Raw genomic sequence first — 18,415 nt, forward strand, 5'->3', positions numbered from 1 at the left:
TAATTTATGTTACACGGCATTCGCCCTCTTGCAACATAAAAAACACACACTAACATGTTAGTTCCAATTCAACAGGAAATGCACCGTGACCACACTTGAGAGATTCGGCCTATCCGTCGCACTGGCGACCCCCTTCAACCGCGATGGCAGCATCGATCTGGTCAGGCTCGGCGATCACGCGGCTGTCTGCCTCGAAGGCGGCTGCGACAGCATTACCGTGTTTGGCACGACCGGCGAAGGCGCGTCGATCGGCGCGGATGAACGCGGCCAGATGCTCGACCATATCAGCCGCACCGCCATCAAGCCCGGCCAGATCGTCACCTGCATCGCCGCGACTTCGATTGAGGATGCGGCGCGGCAATGCCGTGAGGCGCTCGACTTTGGCTGCAAGGCGCTGCTCCTGCCCCCACCCTTCTATTTCAAGGGCGTCAGCGACGACGGCGTGTTCGGCTGGTATGCCGGCCTTCTGGAAAGAATCGGCCCGGATGTCCGCGACGCCATTCTCTACAACATTCCTTCCGTCACGTCGGTGACGGTTTCGCAGGACGTGCTGACGCGGCTGCGTGCGGCATTCGGCGGCGTGATCACCGGCATCAAGGATTCCGGCGGCAACTGGAAATATACCGAGGGGCTGCTCGAGGCCCATAGCGACATTGCAATTTTGGTCGGTGACGAGCGCCACCTCGCGGCCGCAGTCCAACGCGGCGGACAGGGTGCGATCTCGGGCATCGCCAATCTCTTCCCGGCAGAAATGCGCGGGCTCGCCATAGACGGCCAGGACGACGCGCGCATCCGGGCGCTCGTCGAACTGGTCTTGCGCTATCCCGTGGTTCCCGCCATCAAGGTGCTGATGGCACATATGTCGGGCCATGCCGGATGGACGAGCGTACGCGCGCCGCTGGTCGATGCCAATGACGCTGCCGACACGCTGATCAGCAGCTTTCAGGCCATCATGGCGCAAAACGCGGCCTGATCGAAACCAACAGGGAACTGGCATGCGCAACAATGACGGCGAGTCCACCAAACAGCGCGATCAGGCATACCGTTCGTTCACGCGCCATCTGCTGGCGAGCGATATCCGGCCCGGCCAGTTCATTTCCCAGCGCGAGCTCGTCGCGCTAACGCAGATGCCGCTTGGCGCGATCCGCGAGCTGGTGCCGCGGCTCGAGGCGGAAGGGTTGATCACCACCATTCCGCAGCGCGGCATGCAGATCGCGCCGATCGACTACAGCCTCGTCCGCGATGCCTATCAGTTCCGGCTGATCCTGGAGAAGGAAGCCATCCGGCACTTCACCATGACGGCAAAAGACGAGGCCATAGCCGCGATCAGGGCCAGCCACGAGACGATCCTGCGTCGGGTGGAAACGGAGGGTTCCACGGCGCAAATCGTCAATGACGCGCAGGCCGTTGACTGGGGCTTCCACGACATATTGGTCGAGTCGCTCGGCAACGAGATCGTCACCAGCACCTATCGGGTGAACTCGTTGAAGATCCGCCTCATCCGCCAGGAACTGATACGGATCGACGGCCATGTCGTCCCGGTAATGCATGAGCATCTGGGAATTATCGCCGAAATCGAAAAACGCGACCCAGCGGCAGCGGCAGCGGCGCTCGAACGCCACATCCTCGGCGCGCGGCAGCGCGCCATCGGCATGCCCTGACGCGGGGGCTGCCCTCATGCCCTGCGTTTCGGGGCCGTGTCCGGTTCAAGGTGAAGCCAGGAAAATAAAACGAACGAAGGCAGCCCTCAGGACCGCCTTCGTCTCTTGCGTCTAATGCCTTGGGAGGCTTGAGAGCGATTACCGCCCAGCCACGATCGACGCAATCACGCCGCTGGCAATGCTTATCAGGAGATAGTCATTGTCTACCCGAACCCACTGTTGTCCGCGCGCCGGCCTGCGCAGCTGATAGCGGCTATAGTCGCGCACGACATGGCCGCGATAACTGCGTGGCAGGGCCCTGCCCCGCGACCAACGTTCGCGACGGTCATTCTGACGACGCATATCCCGGCGGTCGTCATGACGCTTGCCATAGGACTTTTCGACCCGATGCTCATAGCCGTGTTTCGGCTGGTATTGCGCAAGGGCTGCGGTGGGAGCGAGGAAGGACAGAGCGGTGACGGCGATAACAAGACTTTTCATCTTGATTCCTTTTATTGGGGGACGAGTTTAACGCCCCCAACTTGGTCCTGACTGAGTGAATGGTACATGAATGGCAGGATTAAATATTGGTAATGCGGCCGTTCGAATTTGTGAGCCTCACTCGGCGGCCTCCACGGCTACCTTTCCATCCCCAGGGACATAATTAAGGATGGGACCAAGCCAGCGCTCGACCTCGGCCACCGCCATGTTCTTGCGGGCGGCATAGTCCTCGACCTGATCACGCTCGACCTTGGCGACGCCGAAATAATAGCTTTCGGGATGCGCGAGGTAGAGGCCGGAGACGGAGGAGCCCGGCCACATCGCATAGCTTTCGGTCAGCGTCACACCCGTTGCATTCTCCGCATCGAGCAGCCGGAAAAGCGTGGTCTTTTCGGTGTGATCCGGCTGCGCGGGATAGCCCGGCGCGGGGCGGATGCCGCGATAGGATTCGCCGATGAGTTCGTCCGGCGCGAATTTTTCGTCGGCAGCATAGCCCCAGAATTCCTTGCGCACGCGCTCATGCATCAGTTCGGCAAAGGCTTCGGCGAAACGGTCGGCAAGCGCTTTCACGAGGATCGAGGAATAATCGTCATTGGCGCGCTCGAAGCGTTCGGCGATCGCCACCTCCTCGATGCCCGCTGTGACGACGAAGCCGCCGACATAGTCCGGCTTGTCCTTGTCGAGCGGCGCGATGAAATCCGATAGCGCGACATTGGGCCGGCCATCGCGCTTGGAAAGCTGCTGGCGCAGGGTGAAGAAGGTGGCCAGTTCCTGTTTGCGGCTCTCGTCGGTGAAAAGGCGGATATCGTCGCCAACGGCATTGGCAGGCCAGAAGCCGATAACAGCCCTTGGCTGGAACCACTTTTCGTCGATGATCTTCCTCAGCATCGCCTGCGCATCGGCATAGAGCTGGCGGGCGGCCTCGCCCTGCCTTTCGTCTTCCAGGATCGCCGGAAAGCGTCCCTTCATCTCCCAGGTCTGGAAGAACGGCGTCCAGTCGATATAGCGGGAGAGCTCTTCCAGATCCCAGCTTTCGAAAGTGCGGGTTCCAAGGAAAGCAGGCCTTGGCGGCGTATAGGCAGCCCAGTCGATGACTTGCGCATTGGCTCTGGCGCGGGCGAGCGGCAGGCGCTGCTTGTCGGCCTCGTTGCGGGCATGGGCTGCAGCCACCTTGGCGTATTCGCCGCGCACGGTCTCGACATAATTCTGTTTTGCCTCCGGCGACAGCAGGCTGGAGACGACGCCGACAGCACGGCTGGCATCGACGACATAGACCGTCTGGCCCTTGGTGTAGCGCGGATGGATCTTGACCGCCGTGTGCACGCGGCTCGTCGTAGCGCCGCCGATCAGGAGCGGAATATCGAAGCCCTCGCGCTCCATCTCCGAGGCGACATGCGCCATCTCGTCGAGTGACGGCGTGATGAGGCCGGAAAGGCCGATGATGTCTACCTTCTCGCTACGCGCCGTCTCAAGAATCTTCGTCGCAGGCACCATGACGCCGAGGTCGATAATCTCGTAATTGTTGCAGGCGAGCACGACGCCGACGATGTTCTTGCCGATATCATGCACATCGCCCTTGACGGTCGCCATCAGCACCTTGCCGGCGCTCTGGCGCTCGCTGCCGCCACCGTTGAGACGCTTTTCCTCCTCCATATAGGGCAGGAGAACAGCGACGGCCTGCTTCATGACGCGGGCGGATTTGACCACCTGCGGCAGGAACATCTTGCCGGAGCCGAAGAGATCGCCGACGACATTCATGCCGGCCATCAGCGGTCCCTCAATGACATGCAGTGGGCGCTTGGCTTGAAGCCGCGCTGCTTCAGTGTCTGCCTCGATATATTCGGTGATGCCGTTGACCAGCGCATGTTCCAACCGCTTTTCGACCGGCCATTCGCGCCACTTCAGATCGCGTTCCCTGGCTTCCTTGCCAGCCGCGCCCTTGAAGCGTTCGGCGAGGTCCAGCAAGCGTTCGGTCGAATCCTCGCGGCGGTTGAGCACCACGTCCTCGCAGGCCTCGCGCAGTTCCGGCTCGATCGATTCATAGACGGCAAGCTGGCCGGCATTGACGATGCCCATATCCATGCCCGCCTGGATGGCGTGATAGAGGAAAACGGCGTGCATCGCCTCGCGCACCGGCTCATTGCCGCGAAACGAGAAGGAGAGATTAGACACGCCGCCCGAGATATGGACAGAGGGGAGCGTTGCAATGATCTCGCGCGTGGCTTCGATGAAATCGACGCCGTAATTGTTGTGCTCCTCGATGCCGGTGGCGACCGCGAAGATGTTGGGATCGAAGATGATGTCTTCCGGTGGGAAGCCCGCCTGCTCGGTCAAAAGCTTGTAGGCGCGGGTGCAGATCTCGACCTTGCGCTCCTTCGTATCCGCCTGCCCCTGCTCGTCGAAGGCCATGACGACGACGGCCGCCCCATAGGCGCGGCAGAGTCTCGCATGATGCAGGAAGGCTTCCTCGCCCTCCTTCATCGAGATGGAATTGACCAGCGGCTTGCCCTGGACGCATTTCAGGCCCGCTTCGATGATCTCCCATTTGGAGGAATCGATCATGACGGGTACGCGGGCGATATCCGGCTCGGCGGCGACGAGATTGAGGAACTCGGTCATCGCCTTTTGCGAATCGATCAGACCTTCGTCCATGTTGATGTCGATGATCTGCGCACCGTTTTCAACCTGATCGCGGGCGACATCGAGCGCAGCAGCGAAATCGCCCGCCGTGATCAGCTTGCGGAATTTGGCCGAGCCGGTGACATTGGTGCGCTCGCCGATATTGACGAAGGGAATGTCCTCGGTCAGCACGAACGGCTCCAGGCCGGACAGCCGCATCAGCGGCGGGATTTCAGGCAATTCGCGCCGCCTGTACCGGGAAACGGCTTGCGCAATGGCGCGGATGTGCTCGGGCGTTGAGCCGCAGCAGCCGCCAACCACATTGACCAGACCCTCGCGGGCAAAGGTCTCGATCTGCGCCGCCATGGCCTCGGGGCTTTCGTCATACTGGCCGAATTCATTGGGCAGGCCGGCATTGGGATAGGCGCAGACGAAAGTATCGGCGACGGTGGACAGTTCCGCCAGATGGGCGCGCATGGCATTGGCGCCCAGCGCGCAATTAAGCCCGATGGTGAAGGGCCGGGCATGGCGCAGCGAATACCAGAATGCCGTCGGCGTCTGGCCGGAAAGCGTGCGGCCGGAGAGATCGGTGATCGTGCCCGATATCATCACCGGCAGGCGCATGGCCATTTCGGCAAATATCTCCTCGCAGGCGAAGACTGCGGCCTTGGCATTGAGCGTGTCGAAGATGGTCTCGATCAGGATGATATCCGCGCCGCCATCGATCAGGCCGCGAAGCTGTTCGGCATAGGCGATTCGCAGATCATCAAAGGAGACGGCGCGGTAGCCCGGATTGTTGACATCCGGTGACATCGAGGCGGTGCGGTTGGTCGGCCCCAGTGCGCCTGCAACGAAACGGCGGCGACCGTCCGCTTTTTCAGCCCGCAGCGCGGCACGGCGGGCAAGGCGCGCGCCATCGCGATTGAGATCATAGACCTCTTCCTCCATGCCGTAATCGGCCTGGGCGATGGAGGTGGACGAAAAGGTGTTGGTTTCGAGGATATCGGCGCCAGCCATGGCATAGGCGTAGTGGATTTCCTCTATTGCTCCCGGTTGGGTCAACGTAAGGAGATCGTTGTTGCCCTGCAGATGGCATTCGCAGGCAGCAAAGCGTTGCCCGCGAAAATGCTCCTCGTGGAAACCGAGCCCCTGGATCTGCGTCCCCATCGCGCCATCAAGGATGAGGATACGCTCGCGCGCGGCCTTTGTCAGCGCAGCCAGCACTTCCGAACCGTCCGGCTTCGGCGCTTCAGGACCGAAGAGATCGTCAATGGAACTCATAGGAGAAATTACCCGCTGTGCCTGCCGATGGAAATAGTGAGCAGACTTAATGACATAAAGATATGTTTATGTCAATGAAGCGCGATGATTTCCCGGCATGGCAGAGCAACCCGCGCATCGGAGGGAAGCGCGGGGGAAGCAGGCCGACGGTGAGAGCGTCTCGTCAGTTTCGCAGCGGCCCCGCGAGAGTACCGATCAAAGCAAGAAACATGATCCGCAATTGATGCGGGCCTGCCAGATTGCCGCGGTAGAGGTCGAGCTTGCGCACCTCCTCGGCGGCAGCGGCGGCCATGTCGGCCTCCTTCGGCAACCAGAGGAGCCAAGAGAGAAAGACTTCCTCCGGCGTCTGTTGCACGGTGTTACGCTTTTCCGCGATCGTTTCGGCTTGTCGTTCGGCAGTACGCATCAAAATCCCCGATGATGGCGGCGGGGATATTCGAATGCACGCGTGCTGGAAAATGACGGCGAAAAACCATCGAGCAAGCGATACACCGGGACACCCCGCCCGTTGACCTCTGTGGACGTTTTCACGTCCCTTACCGGGGCAGGTCTCCTGGCTCACAGGTCATCGCCGCTGTCTGGCCTTCCCGATCCAAGTGCCGGATCAGTGGCATAAGCGACAGCAACTCGCTGCATACAGTTGCGGGGGCAGCGCCGGCCTTGCACTCCAACTGGAATGCGCACCGGCTTCCCTCTTAGCCTTCTCGCCATCTGCGACTCGAAGGAACCTCGATCGCTCCATTAGCAATGCACGTCTTGGCCTTGTCAACAGGAAGCGGGCAAGCGGCAACGTTCAAGCATCTGTTAAATTACGGCGCAAAACGTGATTCAGGCGGCGGATTTCCGCTCGGATTCTATCATTTCCGCGCCATAATTGCCTGCGAATGAGGCTTGAAAGGGACGATTTCCTGCGATGTGCCGTGATCCGGCGGGCAGAAGGAGGTAACATGAGAGCTCGTATTTCGGCGGTGTTCGCCGTGTTGATGACTTTGGTTATGGGGGGGCTTTCCGGCGCGGCCGGGACGGCAAGCGCCGCTCCGCTTTCCCCCGGCAATCCGCAATCAAGCATAGCGGCGGGACCGGTCGAGAAAGTTCAGTATCGCGAATACCGGCACCGTGAATTCAGGCATGGTCCGCGGTGGCACCATCGCCGCCATTGGCGCCATCACCACAGATGGGATCGTCGCTGGGACGGCCCGCGCTGGCATCACCGCCGGCACTACCGTCCCTATTACGGCTGGGATGCGCCACGCTGGCATGCGCCGCGCCGTCATTACCGCCGCCCGGCGGGGAATGCGCATGTGCGCTGGTGCTATAACCGCTACCGCTCCTACAGGGCCTACGACAACACCTTCCAGCCGCATTACGGTCCGCGGCGCCAGTGTGTCTCGCCCTATATCTGAAGACGGAACCACCCCCAATTAAGAGCCCCGGTTTTCCGGGGCTTTTTCATTCCAGCCCATTGGGAGTAGGCTATGCCCTGTTTTCATGGGAGTGAAATTGATGGGATGTAGAAAATGAGCGGATCGAGCACGGAGCAGACCGCCATAGGGATGATGGAGATCGCCATCTGCCTTGCGCAGATCCTGCACGAATCGGATGCGAGCGCTGCCCGGCGCATGAATTATGCGGCCGGCAAGATCTATAACCGGCTGAAGAGCCAGGGAAACGACGAAGCGGCCGAGCTCGTCTACACGTTTGGGCGTACACTGCTCGACCGGGAGCTTTTCCCGACAGACGACGATTTACCTAGGGATGCGGAGGTTCATGTGACGTAAGCACCGATCGATGCGCCGACGAAGGCGATCGCTATGGCGATCATGATGCCGTAAATGCGCGGCCGGTCGAACAACACCGCGAAGGCCGAAAACCACGCCACGATGGCCGCACCGAGGGCAAACAGGAAGCCCGGCTTGTCGGCTACCGTGATATTGACGGCCATCAGCCCGCCGATGATGAGCGCGCCGAACACGATCAGTAGCCCCGTGGCATATCTTTCGTAATCGTCCATTTCCATTCCTCAATTCACAAGCCGCCATGCGACTCGAAAGCAGTCTTCACGCTTCCACAGGCTATTTCTAGGCAGGCGGCGCAAAAATGTCTCGTCTTATTAGATCGTTCACCGGCCCTTTTGCCCAGACAAACATTATTCCCGTCCCGCTTCAACTGCATCGTTTGGCGATTTGTGCTAAAATACGCGCCATGGAATCGCTTGGGATGATCATTTTCGAAACGGCCATAGGCGCCTGCGCCATCGCGTGGGGCGACAAGGGTATCGTCGGCGTTCAACTGCCGGAAGCCGGTGCAGCGGCAACGCAGGCGAGGCTGCAAAAACGGTTTCCGCTGGCGCAGGAGAAGCCGGCTCCCGCTTCCGTCCGGGATGTGATCGACCGCATTGTTGCGCTTCTCAGGGGCGAGAAGACCGATCTCTCCAGGGCGCAGCTCGATATGGAGGGATTGCCGGCGCTCCACCGGCAGGTCTATGAAATCGCGCTCGATATTCCGCCCGGCGAGACCCTGACCTATGGCGCGATCGCCAGGCGGATCGGCGATGTCAGCCTTTCGCAGGCCGTGGGCCAGGCGCTCGGCAAAAACCCTTTCCCTATCATCGTCCCCTGCCACCGAGTGCTCGGCACCGGCGGCAAGACAGGCGGTTTTTCGGCCAATGGAGGCGCGGAGACGAAGCTGCGGATGCTGACCATCGAAGGGGCGAGAACCAGCGCTGAACCCGATCTCTTCGGCAATCTGCCGCTCGCGATGAAGCCGCAACGGGGCTAATTCAGCGAAGCTTCGAGACGACATCCGCCGAATAGCGTAGTTCGCGCATCGGGCGGACATGCCTGGTGGTTTCACTATAGGTGGGATGGGCCTTATAAGCAGCAAGGGCCGCTTCATCGGCGAATTCGGCATAGACGACGATATCGATCCTGTCGCAGAAAGGATCGACCTTGCTGTTCTCCAGAACTTCAAACACGTCGGAATGGGGAATCGTCCCGAGCCGCTCCAGCCCGGCCCGCATCTCCTCGATATCCTGCCCTTCCCTGGCGCTGAAAAAAACAATGTGCCGGATCAAGACCGCTTCCTTTCGACTGAACGCATCCGCACCACGCCTGCGTCACCGCTGGCGAGATGCGGACCTGCTCTACTCCATATCGGATGGAAACGGAATCACTCATGGAAAGATATGAACGCCAAAACCGGCGAAATGATCAGGCCGCGGCGCGACCCGATCCCGTGCCGGGCGCCAGCGTCACCTCGAGGCCGTTCAGTTCCGGCGTCATGATGAGTTGGCAGGAAAGGCGGGAATTGTCCTCGACATGGAAGGTCTGGTCCAGTTGGTCTTGTTCCTCGTCGAGCGGATCATAGAGCTTCGGCGTCCAGTTCTCATCCACATAGACATGGCAGGTGCCGCAGGCGCAGGCGCCGCCGCACTCGGCCTTGATGTCCAGACCCCAGTCGCGGATGATCTCCATCACGCGAAAGCCTTCGAGCGCCTCCAGCGTATGGCGCTTGCCGTTCTGGTCGGTAACGTGGATGAGAAGCGTATCGGACACTATGACTAAGCCGCCTTCAGTTTCTTCTGGAGCGAGGTGGAGGACGTGGTGTACTGGAAGATGATCCTTTCGCCCGGCGCAACGATGCGTTTTGCCGCATGGGACATCAATGCCGCCTCGTGGAAGCCGGAGAGGATAAGCTTCAGCTTGCCCGGATAGGTATTGATGTCGCCGATGGCGAAGATGCCCGGCTCCGACGTCTCGAACTTCTCGGTATCGACCGCGATCAGGTTCTGGTCGAGGTTCAGCCCCCAATCGGCGATGGGGCCGAGCTTCATCGTCAGGCCGAAGAAAGGCAGGAGCCGGTTGGCTTCGAGCACTTCCTCGCCTTCCGCTCCCTTGAGCACCACTTTCGTCAATTCGCCGTTCTCGCCCTGCAGGCTGCCCAATTGTCCCATCCGGAACTTGACGCGGCCTTCCTTCTCCAGCGCCCACATCTTGTTGACGCTGTCGGGCGCGGCGCGGAATTCGGGGCGGCGGTGGACGAGCGTCACCGACTTTGCCACCGGCTCCAGGTTGAGGGTCCAGTCAAGCGCCGAATCGCCGCCGCCGACAATGACCACATCGCGGTCGCGGAAGGCCTCGATCTTGCGCACGGCATAGAAGACGGATTTGCCCTCATAGTGCTCGATCTCCGGCACGGGCGGGCGCTTCGGCTGGAAAGAGCCGCCGCCGGCGGCAATGACGATGATCTTGGTGACGAAGGTTTCCCCGGCATCGGTCTCGACGCGGAAGCGGCCATCCTCGAGGCGCTCGAGCGCCGTCACCATGGTGGAGAAGTGGAACTGCGGATCGAAAGGCGCGATCTGTTTCAAGAGATTGTCGGTCAGTTGTTGCCCGGAGACCTCAGGCAGGCCCGGAATGTCATAGATCGGCTTTTCCGGATAAAGTTCGGCGCACTGCCCGCCCGGACGATCGAGAATATCGATGACATGGGCGCGCAGGTCGAGAAGACCCAGCTCGAACACGGCGAACAGGCCGACAGGCCCAGCGCCGACAATTACGACATCGGTTTCGATGGTCTCGGACAGTTCAATAATCTCGGGCATCAAGTGCTTCCTGTCGTTCAAATCTGTAAATCTGGCTCACGCGGCTGGCGTCCGCCGCCAGCTAAAAGTCCCGTTTGCCTGCGCCGATCCGCGTCCCGGCTGGTAATAGCCCGGCGTATCGTGCAGATCGCGCGCGTTCAGGCGTTCGAGCGCCACCGGATTGGTCACCTGCAACGTGTCAAAACCCGCCCGCAGCATGAATACCACCTGGTCGATCAGCACATCGCCCACGGCGCGCAACTCGCCGGAGAAGCCGTGGCGCCCTTTCAGGAGCTCGGCCTTGGAATAGGATCGGCCATCGTTGAAAGCCGGAAATTGCAGCGCGATCAGCGGGATCGTGTCCAGTTTTTCCAAGAGCGGGCCGATATCCTCGCCCGGCGCCACGGAGACCCCGATCCTGCGATTGCTGGTCCGCCTGACCTCGTCATCGAGCCCTAGCCATGCCGCCAGCGGCAGGATGACATCAGGCGCATCGCCCGCCACTTCGAGGCTTTCGGCCTCTATATAGGGATCGTCGCGGAAACCTTCACGGCCCCAGAGCTGTTTTTCGTTCTGCGTCTCACTCATAAATTGGATTCCGTCAGCGAAATGTTGGACAGTGTGTCGGTCAGGCCCGTCAAATGGATGCCGCATTCGGTCTTGTCCGAGCCGGCCCAGCGTCCGGCGCGTTGGTCTTCGCCGTCCTCGACCGGCCTGGTGCAGGGCATGCAGCCGATCGAGCGATAGCCCTTCTCGACCAGCGGATGTGTGGGCAGGCCATGCGCGGCCATATAGGCCTGCAAATCCGCCGTCTGCCAGCGGGCCAGCGGGTTGATACGGATGCGCGAGCCGACGGCTTCGAACACCGGAAGGGCGGCGCGCGTCGATGCCTGGAACTGCTTGCGGCCGGTCATCCAGGCGCGGTAGGGCGCCACGGCCCGCGCCATCGGCTCAACCTTTCGGATGAAGCAGCAGCGGTCCTTGTCGGTCATGGACAGGGCGCCAAAGGGATCGTCCCGCTTCAGCGAGGCCTGCAGGGGATAGACATTGTGGACATCCGTCAGGCCCAGTTCCTCGATAAGGCGGTCGCGATGCGCCATGGTCGCGCTGAAATGCTTTCCCGTGTCGAGAAAGATCACCGGTGTCGAATGATCGACCTCGGAAATCAAGTGCAGAAGCACCGCGGATTCCGCGCCGAACGACGAGACCACGGCGATCTCCTCATTGAAGAGATGGTCGATGGCGAGTTCGATGATGAGCTTCGAATCAAGTCCGCCATAACGCGCTTCCAGCGCGCGCGCCTCATCGGCCACGGCCAGTTCGTCGGTATCAGGCAGCACGGCTGACTTCGCCATAGAGCGCCTCCTTGAACGGTGCGGCACCGACGCGCCTGTAGGCAGCGAGGAAGTTCTCGTCCTTGCCGGTGCGCAAACCGAGATAGGTATCGACGATCTTTTCGATGGCATCCACGACTTCTTCCGAGGAAAAGCCGCGGCCGGTGATCTCGCCTACCGTGGTGATCTCGTCGGCCGAGCCGCCGAGCGTGATCTGATAGAGCTCCTCGCCCTTCTTCTCGACGCCCAGAATGCCGATATGGCCGACATGATGATGGCCGCAGGCATTGATGCAGCCGGAAATCTTGATTTTCAATTCACCGATTTCAGACTGCCGCTCGGCCGCACCGAATCGCTCGGAAATACGCTGCGCCACCGGAATGGAGCGGGCATTGGCGAGAGCGCAATAGTCAAGGCCGGGGCAGGCGATGATATCGGTGATCAATCCAGCATTCGCGGTAGCGAGACCATCGGCCAGGAGCAGTTCGTAGACCGTATGGAGGTCGGCGAGCGCCACATGCGGAAGCACCAGATTCTGCTCGTGGCTGACGCGGATTTCGTCCTGGCTGAACTTCTCGGCGATGTCGGCCACCAGTTCCATCTGCTCGGCGCTGGCGTCACCAGGGATGCCGCCGATGGGCTTCAACGAGATGGTGACGACGCCATAATCCGGGTTCTTGTGCGGCGTGACATTCTGGTCGACCCAGGCGGCAAAACCGGTATCGGTCCTCTTGGCGGCGGCCAGTGCGCCCCAGCCTTCAGGCCGCTGCGGCAATACCGGCGGGCGGAAATAGGAGTCGATGGCGTCGATATCGCCCTGCGGCAGCTTGAGATCGCTCTCCTTCAGCGCCTGCCATTCGGCTTCGATCTGCCGGGTCAGTTCCTCCGTACCGGTCTCATGGACGAGGATCTTGATGCGCGCCTTGTACTTGTTGTCGCGGCGGCCATGCAGATTGTAAACGCGGACGATGGCCGTGGTGTAGGAAAGCAGATCCTCGGCAGGCAGGAAATCGCGGATTTTCTTCGCCACCATCGGCGTGCGGCCCTGACCGCCGCCGACATAGACGGCGAAGCCCAGCTCGCCCGCCTCGTTCGTCTTCAGATGCAGACCGATATCGTGGACCTGGATTGCGGCGCGATCATGCTCGGCGCCGGTGACCGCGATCTTGAACTTGCGCGGCAGATAAGAGAATTCCGGATGCAGCGACGACCATTGCCGCAGGATTTCGGCGAAAGGGCGCGGATCGGCCACCTCGTCGGCGGCGACGCCTGCGAAATGATCGGCGGTGACATTGCGGATGCAGTTGCCAGAAGTCTGCATGGCGTGCATCTCGACTTCCGCCAGTTCGTCGAGAATCGCGGGAATGTCGGAGAGTGCAGGCCAGTTGTACTGGATGTTCTGCCGGGTGGTGAAATGGCCATAGCCACGGTCATAGACGCGGGCGATATGGCCGAGCCTGCGCATCTGGCGGCCGGACAGCGTGCCGTAGGGGACGGCAACGCGCAGCATATAGGCGTGAAGCTGGAGATAGACGCCATTCATCAGGCGCAGCGGACGGAACTGCTCCTCGGTCAGTTCGCCAGACAGCCGGCGCTGGACCTGATCCTTGAACTGCTCGACGCGGGCTGCGACAAAGGCGTGGTCGAACTCATCGTAACGATACATGGCTTTATGTGTTCCTGGTACGTCTGGCTGATCTGTCTGGCTTGTACGTCAGTGTTTGTTTAGCCGCATGATCCTGTCCGAAAAGTCTCCAACTTTCCGGGATCATGCTGGTCACGCGGACGCGGTTTTGCGTGGTTCGTAATCGATGGTCGGGCCCGAGATGCGGATACGCTCGCGCAGGCGGAGCGGATAGAGCTCGCCACCGCGGTCCTCGACATCGATCAGGTTGACATCGACCACCAGATTGGCGCGAATCGCAGCCTTGCCGACACTCTCCAGCGCCGCGGCAGCATCCGCGTCGCGTGCGACAAGCACACCCTCGATGGTCTCGCGCCACTCGCCGTCGGCACCATACCAAACGACCTCGCCATCTCGCAGGCGGTTGGCGGTCAGAACCTTGATCGTCATCAATTTCGTCCTTTACTCATTTGAAACCCGGGCTGAAATCCGGCTGGGCACCGGGGCTGCAATGTCAGGCCGACGGAGCGCCAGCGCTTCTGCTTTATGGATCGCCGCGCCGGCAACGGCGTCGCCGATCACAACCATAACCGGGCCCGAGAGATCACCGCGCGTTTCCAGCGCAGGCAAATCCTTCAGCAGCCCGTGGAACATTCGGCGATCCGAGCGGCTGGCATTCTCGACTACGGCAACGGCGGTGTCTTCGTGGAGGCCCGCTCCCATCAGCCTGGCTGCGACCGAGGCTGCAACGGAACTGCCCATATAGACGGCGATGGTCGCGCCTGAAAGGGCGAGTCGCGCCCAATCCGGCAGAATCTCGCCGGCCATGTCGTGGCCGGTGGTGAAGACCAGCGAAGAGGCGACACCGCGCAGCGTCAGCGGCAATTCCATGTCTGCGGCTGCGGCGAAGGCCGAGGTGATGCCCGGCACGATCTCGAAGCCGATGCCGGCCTCGCGCAACGCCGCCATTTCTTCCCCTGCCCGGCCATACACCAGCGGATCGCCCGACTTGAGCCGCGCCACGCGCTTGCCCTCACGGGCGAGTTCCACCAGCAGCTCGTTGATCTCGTCCTGGCTCTTCGAGTGGCAGCCCTTGCGCTTGCCTACGGAAAGGCGCTCGGCGTCACGGCGGCCCATGGCGATGATCGCCTCCGGGACGAGCGCGTCATGGACGATGACATCAGCCTCCATCAGCACGCGCTGGGCACGCAGCGTCAAAAGGTCTTCCGCGCCGGGACCGGCGCCGACCAGCCAGACATAGCCCTGTGGCGCACTCGGCTCGTTCAGGAGCCTTGTCGCAGCGGTGTGGGCGGCAGCCTGATCGCCACGGTCGACCCCGCGGGCCACATCGCCCGAAAAGAAAGAGCGCCAGAACAGCCGGCGCGCCACGCCCTTCGGCAAAAATTTCTCGACGGCGGGGCGATAGGCATTGGCGAGGCGAGCGAGGTCGCCGAGACGCGGCGACAGCGCTGCATCGATGCTGGCGCGGATCATCTGCGTCAGCACCGGGCCTGTGCCCTCCGAGCCGATGGCGATGGCAAGCGGCGCGCGGTTGACGATCGCCGGCGTGTAGAAATCGCAGAGCTCCGGGCGGTCGACGACATTGACGGGAATATGCTGGCGTCGCGCCTCGGCGGCAACTGCCGTGTCGGTGTCCTCGTCGCCGGTAGCGACGAAGACGAGCTTTGCGCTGGCGATATGGGCGGGCTTGAAGCTCTCGGTCACATGTTCCAGGCCCTGCCCGGCGATATATTCCGCCAGTACCGGCTCCGGGTTTGCCGAGACGATGCGGATCAACGCGCTTGTCTGGCCGAGGAGCCGCGCCTTGTTGAGCGCTTCCTCGCCGTCGCCAACGACGACCACCACTTCATTCCGGATGCGGAAGAAGGCGGGGAAGACCGACAGGGAGGCTGAACCAAATGCCACGGAACGATATCCTCTGAGAAAGAGGCTCGGATTATCAGGCATTCATCGGGGATTTATAAGAAACAGACTTGCGCCGGAACATGCTCCGGAGCATCCTTTTTCCCTAAAGGGGCGAAAGCGGGAATTTTCGTTCCGGGAGGCATGTCGAAAGACCGGCTTTGCGCATGTCGGAATGCGCTGCCTATATGCCTGTCTCGGCCCGACGGAATTGATTACTCTACAAATATTATGGATTTTAACAACGACGCAAGTCGCTTTATCGGAAAGACGTGAAGGCAGCGGGTACATGCCGTGGCCAGCGCCATGGCAGGACAGCCACGAGATCGAAACGCAGCGACAGAAGCGCCCGATCCGGCTGGCGCGCCAGCCAGAGATCGGCCGCCGCCTCGATCCGGCGCATGGAGGTATGATTGACGGCGTCCATCGCCGCTTCCAGCGTCGTGCGGGCCTTGACCTCGACGATGAGAACCAGATCGCCGCGCCGGGCAATCAGGTCGATCTCGCCAAGCCGCGTCCTGTAGCGGCGCGCGAGAATGCGGAAGCCTTTCAGCATCAAGGCGAACGAAGCCAGCCGCTCCGCCGAATGGCCGCGAAAGAACGCCTTGCGCTTGTGGCGGGCCGCTGTCATGTGCCCCCGGCCTTGAGCGCGATGAGGCGCTGATAGAGCTCGCCCTTCTGCCCGCCGGTCATTCGCGCAGCCTCGCCCGCCGCTTTCGCCGGCGACATCTCGGCGGAAAGCGACAGGAGCAATCGGTCGATATCCCCAGGGCTTGTCGGCGCCTTCGCCTCGTCGGGCGGGCCGACCAGGAGCACGACTTCGCCGCGCAGCCGGTCCTCGCCGTCGAACTGGCTGGAGAGTTGCCCAAGCGGCGCGGCGACCACCGTCTCATAAGCCTTGGTCAACTCGCGGCAAAGCGCGCCCTTGCGGGTCTCGCCGAAAACCACGGCCATGTCTGCCAGCGTGGCGGCGGTGCGGTTGGGCGACTCGAAGAAGACCAGCGTCGCGTCGATGTGTTGCAGCGCCTCGAGCCGCGTGCGCCGTTGCCCCTGCTTGACGGGCAGGAAGCCGGCAAAATGAAAGCTGTCGGTTGGCAGGCCCGATGCGGTGAGCGCGGCGAGCACGGCGGACGCGCCGGGGATGGGGACGACGCGGATGCCCGCGGCCTTCGCCTCGCCCACCAGCCTGTAGCCGGGATCGGAGACGAGCGGCGTTCCCGCGTCGGAGACGAGCGCGACACTCTTGCCTTCGAGAAGGGCCGCGATCAGCTTCGGCCCGGCCTCGGCCGCATTGTGCTCATGATAGGCGACGGGCCGTCTGGCTATGCCGAAGCGGTCGAGCAGGACACGGGTGACGCGCGTGTCCTCGCAGGCCAGGATATCGGCGCCGGCGAGAGTTTCGAGGCCACGGATCGTCATGTCACCGAGATTGCCGATCGGCGTGGCGACGATATAGAGCGCCGGTTCGAGCGGCCGTGCCCGGAAGGCGGCTGCGCCGATGATATATTCGCGCGGGGGACTATTGGTGTCGTCCAAGGAATTTTCCTGACTTGAATATCGCTACCCTATGCAGCAAATCACCTGCTGCAAAGCTATCTGAAGATACGTTGGCAGGACAGCGCGCCCCCCTCTGCACTGCCGGACATCTCCCCCCATGTGTGGGGGAGATGTCCGGCAAGACAGTGGGGGGCGCCTAGCGATTTCATTAAAACAAGAACCGCACTAAGCCGCCAAATCCGCTACCACCGCGTCCAAGAGAAGCGCGCCATCCGGCGTGGCACGGATGCGCGTGCCGCCCATCGGTTCGATCAGGCGCTGACCGACAAGGCTTTCGAGCCTGCCGCGATCGATATCGTGTCCCGTCAGGCGGCGATAGCGGGCGAGGTCGATGCCCTCGACGAGCCGCAATCCCATCATCAGGAACTCGTCGCCCTCCTGGGCACTCGTCAGATATTCTTCCTCGATGACCCCATGGCCCTGTCGCTCGGCCTTCTCCAGCCAGGTCTCGGGATGACGCTCGCTCATGGTGACGGTGCGGATGCCGTTTTCGATGAAGCGGCCATGAGCGCCCGGTCCGATGCCGACATATTCGCCATAGCGCCAGTAGACCAGATTGTGCCGGGATTCAGCACCCGGTGCCGCATGATTGGAAATCTCGTAGGCAGGGAGGCCATGGGCCGCCGTCACCGCCTGCGTTTCCAGATAAAGCGCTGCTGCGTGATCGCCATCAGGGGTGACGAGCTTTCCCGCTTTCCAGAGATTATAGAAGGGCGTGCCCTCCTCGATGGTGAGCTGATAGAGCGAGAGATGATCGGCGGCGAGCGCGATCGCCTGCTGCAATTCCGCGCGCCATTCCGCGATAGTCTGGTCGGGCCTGGCATAGATCAAATCGAAGGACAGGCGAGGGAATATCTCCCGCGCCAGGCCGATTGCCGTCAGCGCTTCCTCGACATTGTGCAGACGACCGAGCCTTTTCAGATCCCGGTCGTTCAATGCCTGCACGCCAAGCGAGACGCGATTGACGCCTGCCGCGCGATAGCCACGGAACCGGTCGGCCTCGACACTCGACGGGTTGGCCTCGAGCGTCACTTCCACGCCTTCGGCAATGCTCCAGTTGGCGGCGATCTCATTGAGAAGCTGCTCCACTGTGGCAGGCTGCATCAGCGACGGCGTGCCGCCGCCAAGAAAGATGCTGGTGACGGTGCGCGGACCGGTGCGCGCGCGCATGGTGCGCATCTCCTGCGCGAAAGCCTGGGCAAAGCGTGGCTGGTCGACCGGCTGGTGGCGGACATGGCTGTTGAAATCACAATAGGGGCACTTGGCCGCGCAGAACGGCCAGTGGACATAGACGCCGAAGGCGTTCTCGCCTTCCGCCCCATGAATCCTTTCCGGCCGCATCATCTGCCCCATG

General features: G+C 61.7%; 20 protein-coding genes and 1 riboswitch. Of the genes, 5 read left to right on the top strand and 15 right to left on the bottom strand.

Going from position 1 to position 18,415, the window contains the following annotated elements; genetic code table 11:
• Positions 1 to 85: 85 nt before the first annotated feature.
• The gene (locus DUT91_RS05165) at positions 86 to 973 is read left to right on the top strand and encodes a dihydrodipicolinate synthase family protein (protein WP_114439295.1); all 888 of its coding nucleotides are present in this window, start codon (positions 86 to 88) and stop codon (positions 971 to 973) included.
• 22 nt (positions 974 to 995) lie between these two features.
• Positions 996 to 1,661, top strand: a complete 666-nt coding sequence (locus DUT91_RS05170) for a GntR family transcriptional regulator (protein ID WP_114439296.1) — start codon at positions 996 to 998, stop codon at positions 1,659 to 1,661.
• 138 nt (positions 1,662 to 1,799) lie between these two features.
• Here DUT91_RS05170 and DUT91_RS05175 read toward each other — a convergent pair whose 3' ends face one another.
• The 3 genes from DUT91_RS05175 to DUT91_RS05185 all read right to left on the bottom strand — a co-directional run bounded on the left by DUT91_RS05175 (position 1,800) and on the right by DUT91_RS05185 (position 6,447).
• Complete coding sequence (locus DUT91_RS05175) at positions 1,800 to 2,141, bottom strand: RcnB family protein (RefSeq protein ID WP_114439297.1); 342 nt, start codon at positions 2,139 to 2,141, stop codon at positions 1,800 to 1,802.
• 117 nt (positions 2,142 to 2,258) lie between these two features.
• Positions 2,259 to 6,041, bottom strand: coding sequence for a methionine synthase (metH, locus tag DUT91_RS05180; protein WP_114439298.1), 3,783 nt, complete (start codon positions 6,039 to 6,041; stop codon positions 2,259 to 2,261).
• 163 nt (positions 6,042 to 6,204) lie between these two features.
• Positions 6,205 to 6,447: a hypothetical protein gene (locus DUT91_RS05185; RefSeq protein WP_114439299.1), complete on the bottom strand. Its 243-nt coding sequence runs from the start codon at positions 6,445 to 6,447 to the stop codon at positions 6,205 to 6,207.
• Positions 6,448 to 6,567: 120 nt separating this feature from the next.
• Positions 6,568 to 6,788, bottom strand: a riboswitch (cobalamin riboswitch).
• Positions 6,789 to 6,988: 200 nt separating this feature from the next.
• On the opposite strand from DUT91_RS05185, the gene DUT91_RS05190 reads away from it, so the two are divergent.
• Both DUT91_RS05190 and DUT91_RS05195 read left to right on the top strand, forming a co-directional pair.
• The gene (locus DUT91_RS05190; protein WP_114439300.1) at positions 6,989 to 7,444 is read left to right on the top strand and encodes a BA14K family protein; all 456 of its coding nucleotides are present in this window, start codon (positions 6,989 to 6,991) and stop codon (positions 7,442 to 7,444) included.
• Between the two features lie 114 nt (positions 7,445 to 7,558).
• Positions 7,559 to 7,819: a hypothetical protein gene (locus DUT91_RS05195; protein WP_114439301.1), complete on the top strand. Its 261-nt coding sequence runs from the start codon at positions 7,559 to 7,561 to the stop codon at positions 7,817 to 7,819.
• Here the strand turns inward: DUT91_RS05195 and DUT91_RS05200 are convergent.
• Positions 7,807 to 8,052 (bottom strand): hypothetical protein, encoded by a 246-nt coding sequence (locus tag DUT91_RS05200; RefSeq protein WP_114439648.1) that lies wholly within the window; start codon positions 8,050 to 8,052, stop codon positions 7,807 to 7,809. The genes DUT91_RS05195 and DUT91_RS05200 overlap by 13 nt on opposite strands.
• Before the next feature lie 191 nt (positions 8,053 to 8,243).
• Between DUT91_RS05200 and DUT91_RS05205 the strand changes: the two genes are divergently transcribed.
• A complete protein-coding gene (locus DUT91_RS05205; protein WP_114439302.1) occupies positions 8,244 to 8,819 on the top strand; it encodes a methylated-DNA--[protein]-cysteine S-methyltransferase in 576 nt (191 codons plus the stop codon).
• A 1-nt stretch (position 8,820) separates the two neighbouring features.
• On the opposite strand, the gene DUT91_RS05210 is transcribed toward DUT91_RS05205, so the two are convergent.
• The 11 genes from DUT91_RS05210 to hemW all read right to left on the bottom strand — a co-directional run bounded on the left by DUT91_RS05210 (position 8,821) and on the right by hemW (position 18,414).
• On the bottom strand, positions 8,821 to 9,114 hold the full coding sequence (locus DUT91_RS05210) for a Dabb family protein (protein WP_114439303.1): 294 nt from the start codon (positions 9,112 to 9,114) through the stop codon (positions 8,821 to 8,823).
• A gap of 136 nt (positions 9,115 to 9,250) precedes the next feature.
• Entirely contained in the window at positions 9,251 to 9,595 is a 345-nt protein-coding gene (locus tag DUT91_RS05215; RefSeq protein ID WP_114439304.1) for a 2Fe-2S iron-sulfur cluster-binding protein, read from the bottom strand.
• A 5-nt stretch (positions 9,596 to 9,600) separates the two neighbouring features.
• Positions 9,601 to 10,626, bottom strand: coding sequence for an NAD(P)/FAD-dependent oxidoreductase (locus tag DUT91_RS05220; RefSeq protein WP_114439649.1), 1,026 nt, complete (start codon positions 10,624 to 10,626; stop codon positions 9,601 to 9,603).
• A gap of 54 nt (positions 10,627 to 10,680) precedes the next feature.
• Complete coding sequence (locus DUT91_RS05225) at positions 10,681 to 11,211, bottom strand: DUF934 domain-containing protein (RefSeq protein ID WP_114439305.1); 531 nt, start codon at positions 11,209 to 11,211, stop codon at positions 10,681 to 10,683.
• The gene (locus tag DUT91_RS05230) at positions 11,208 to 11,978 is read right to left on the bottom strand and encodes a phosphoadenylyl-sulfate reductase (RefSeq protein ID WP_114439306.1); all 771 of its coding nucleotides are present in this window, start codon (positions 11,976 to 11,978) and stop codon (positions 11,208 to 11,210) included. The genes DUT91_RS05225 and DUT91_RS05230 overlap by 4 nt, the downstream gene beginning before the upstream one ends.
• Complete coding sequence (locus tag DUT91_RS05235) at positions 11,953 to 13,623, bottom strand: nitrite/sulfite reductase (RefSeq protein ID WP_114439307.1); 1,671 nt, start codon at positions 13,621 to 13,623, stop codon at positions 11,953 to 11,955. The genes DUT91_RS05230 and DUT91_RS05235 overlap by 26 nt, the downstream gene beginning before the upstream one ends.
• A 111-nt stretch (positions 13,624 to 13,734) precedes the next feature.
• Complete coding sequence (locus tag DUT91_RS05240; RefSeq protein ID WP_114439308.1) at positions 13,735 to 14,031, bottom strand: DUF2849 domain-containing protein; 297 nt, start codon at positions 14,029 to 14,031, stop codon at positions 13,735 to 13,737.
• 12 nt (positions 14,032 to 14,043) lie between these two features.
• Complete coding sequence (gene cysG, locus DUT91_RS05245; RefSeq protein WP_245419558.1) at positions 14,044 to 15,507, bottom strand: siroheme synthase CysG; 1,464 nt, start codon at positions 15,505 to 15,507, stop codon at positions 14,044 to 14,046.
• Positions 15,508 to 15,763: 256 nt separating this feature from the next.
• Positions 15,764 to 16,135, bottom strand: a complete 372-nt coding sequence (locus tag DUT91_RS05250) for a YraN family protein (RefSeq protein WP_114439310.1) — start codon at positions 16,133 to 16,135, stop codon at positions 15,764 to 15,766.
• Positions 16,132 to 17,040 carry a 16S rRNA (cytidine(1402)-2'-O)-methyltransferase gene (gene rsmI / locus DUT91_RS05255; protein ID WP_114439311.1) on the bottom strand — a complete coding sequence of 303 codons (909 nt, stop codon included), beginning with the start codon at positions 17,038 to 17,040 and terminating at the stop codon, positions 16,132 to 16,134. Before rsmI ends, DUT91_RS05250 begins: the two co-directional genes overlap by 4 nt.
• Positions 17,041 to 17,226: 186 nt before the next feature.
• Complete coding sequence (hemW, locus tag DUT91_RS05260; protein WP_245419560.1) at positions 17,227 to 18,414, bottom strand: radical SAM family heme chaperone HemW; 1,188 nt, start codon at positions 18,412 to 18,414, stop codon at positions 17,227 to 17,229.
• Between the last annotated feature and the right edge of the window lies 1 nt (position 18,415).

The sequence above is a fragment of the Paramesorhizobium salinisoli genome (assembly GCF_003335045.1).
Classification (GTDB): Bacteria; Pseudomonadota; Alphaproteobacteria; order Rhizobiales; family Rhizobiaceae; genus Paramesorhizobium; species Paramesorhizobium salinisoli.

What these genes read in the sequence shown, in the direction of transcription:
- DUT91_RS05185 (WP_114439299.1), bottom strand. Translation starts at nt 6,447, where the DNA reads ATGCGTACTGCCGAACGACAAGCCGAAACGATCGCGGAAAAGCGTAAC.
- DUT91_RS05250 (WP_114439310.1), bottom strand. Translation starts at nt 16,135, where the DNA reads ATGACAGCGGCCCGCCACAAGCGCAAGGCGTTCTTTCGCGGCCATTCG.
- DUT91_RS05175 (WP_114439297.1), bottom strand. Translation starts at nt 2,141, where the DNA reads ATGAAAAGTCTTGTTATCGCCGTCACCGCTCTGTCCTTCCTCGCTCCC.
- DUT91_RS05240 (WP_114439308.1), bottom strand. Translation starts at nt 14,031, where the DNA reads ATGACGATCAAGGTTCTGACCGCCAACCGCCTGCGAGATGGCGAGGTC.
- DUT91_RS05170 (WP_114439296.1), top strand. Translation starts at nt 996, where the DNA reads ATGCGCAACAATGACGGCGAGTCCACCAAACAGCGCGATCAGGCATAC.
- DUT91_RS05190 (WP_114439300.1), top strand. Translation starts at nt 6,989, where the DNA reads ATGAGAGCTCGTATTTCGGCGGTGTTCGCCGTGTTGATGACTTTGGTT.
- DUT91_RS05225 (WP_114439305.1), bottom strand. Translation starts at nt 11,211, where the DNA reads ATGAGTGAGACGCAGAACGAAAAACAGCTCTGGGGCCGTGAAGGTTTC.
- DUT91_RS05230 (WP_114439306.1), bottom strand. Translation starts at nt 11,978, where the DNA reads ATGGCGAAGTCAGCCGTGCTGCCTGATACCGACGAACTGGCCGTGGCC.
- metH (WP_114439298.1), bottom strand. Translation starts at nt 6,041, where the DNA reads ATGAGTTCCATTGACGATCTCTTCGGTCCTGAAGCGCCGAAGCCGGAC.
- DUT91_RS05205 (WP_114439302.1), top strand. Translation starts at nt 8,244, where the DNA reads ATGGAATCGCTTGGGATGATCATTTTCGAAACGGCCATAGGCGCCTGC.
- hemW (WP_245419560.1), bottom strand. Translation starts at nt 18,414, where the DNA reads ATGGGGCAGATGATGCGGCCGGAAAGGATTCATGGGGCGGAAGGCGAG.
- DUT91_RS05200 (WP_114439648.1), bottom strand. Translation starts at nt 8,052, where the DNA reads ATGGACGATTACGAAAGATATGCCACGGGGCTACTGATCGTGTTCGGC.
- DUT91_RS05195 (WP_114439301.1), top strand. Translation starts at nt 7,559, where the DNA reads ATGAGCGGATCGAGCACGGAGCAGACCGCCATAGGGATGATGGAGATC.
- DUT91_RS05235 (WP_114439307.1), bottom strand. Translation starts at nt 13,623, where the DNA reads ATGTATCGTTACGATGAGTTCGACCACGCCTTTGTCGCAGCCCGCGTC.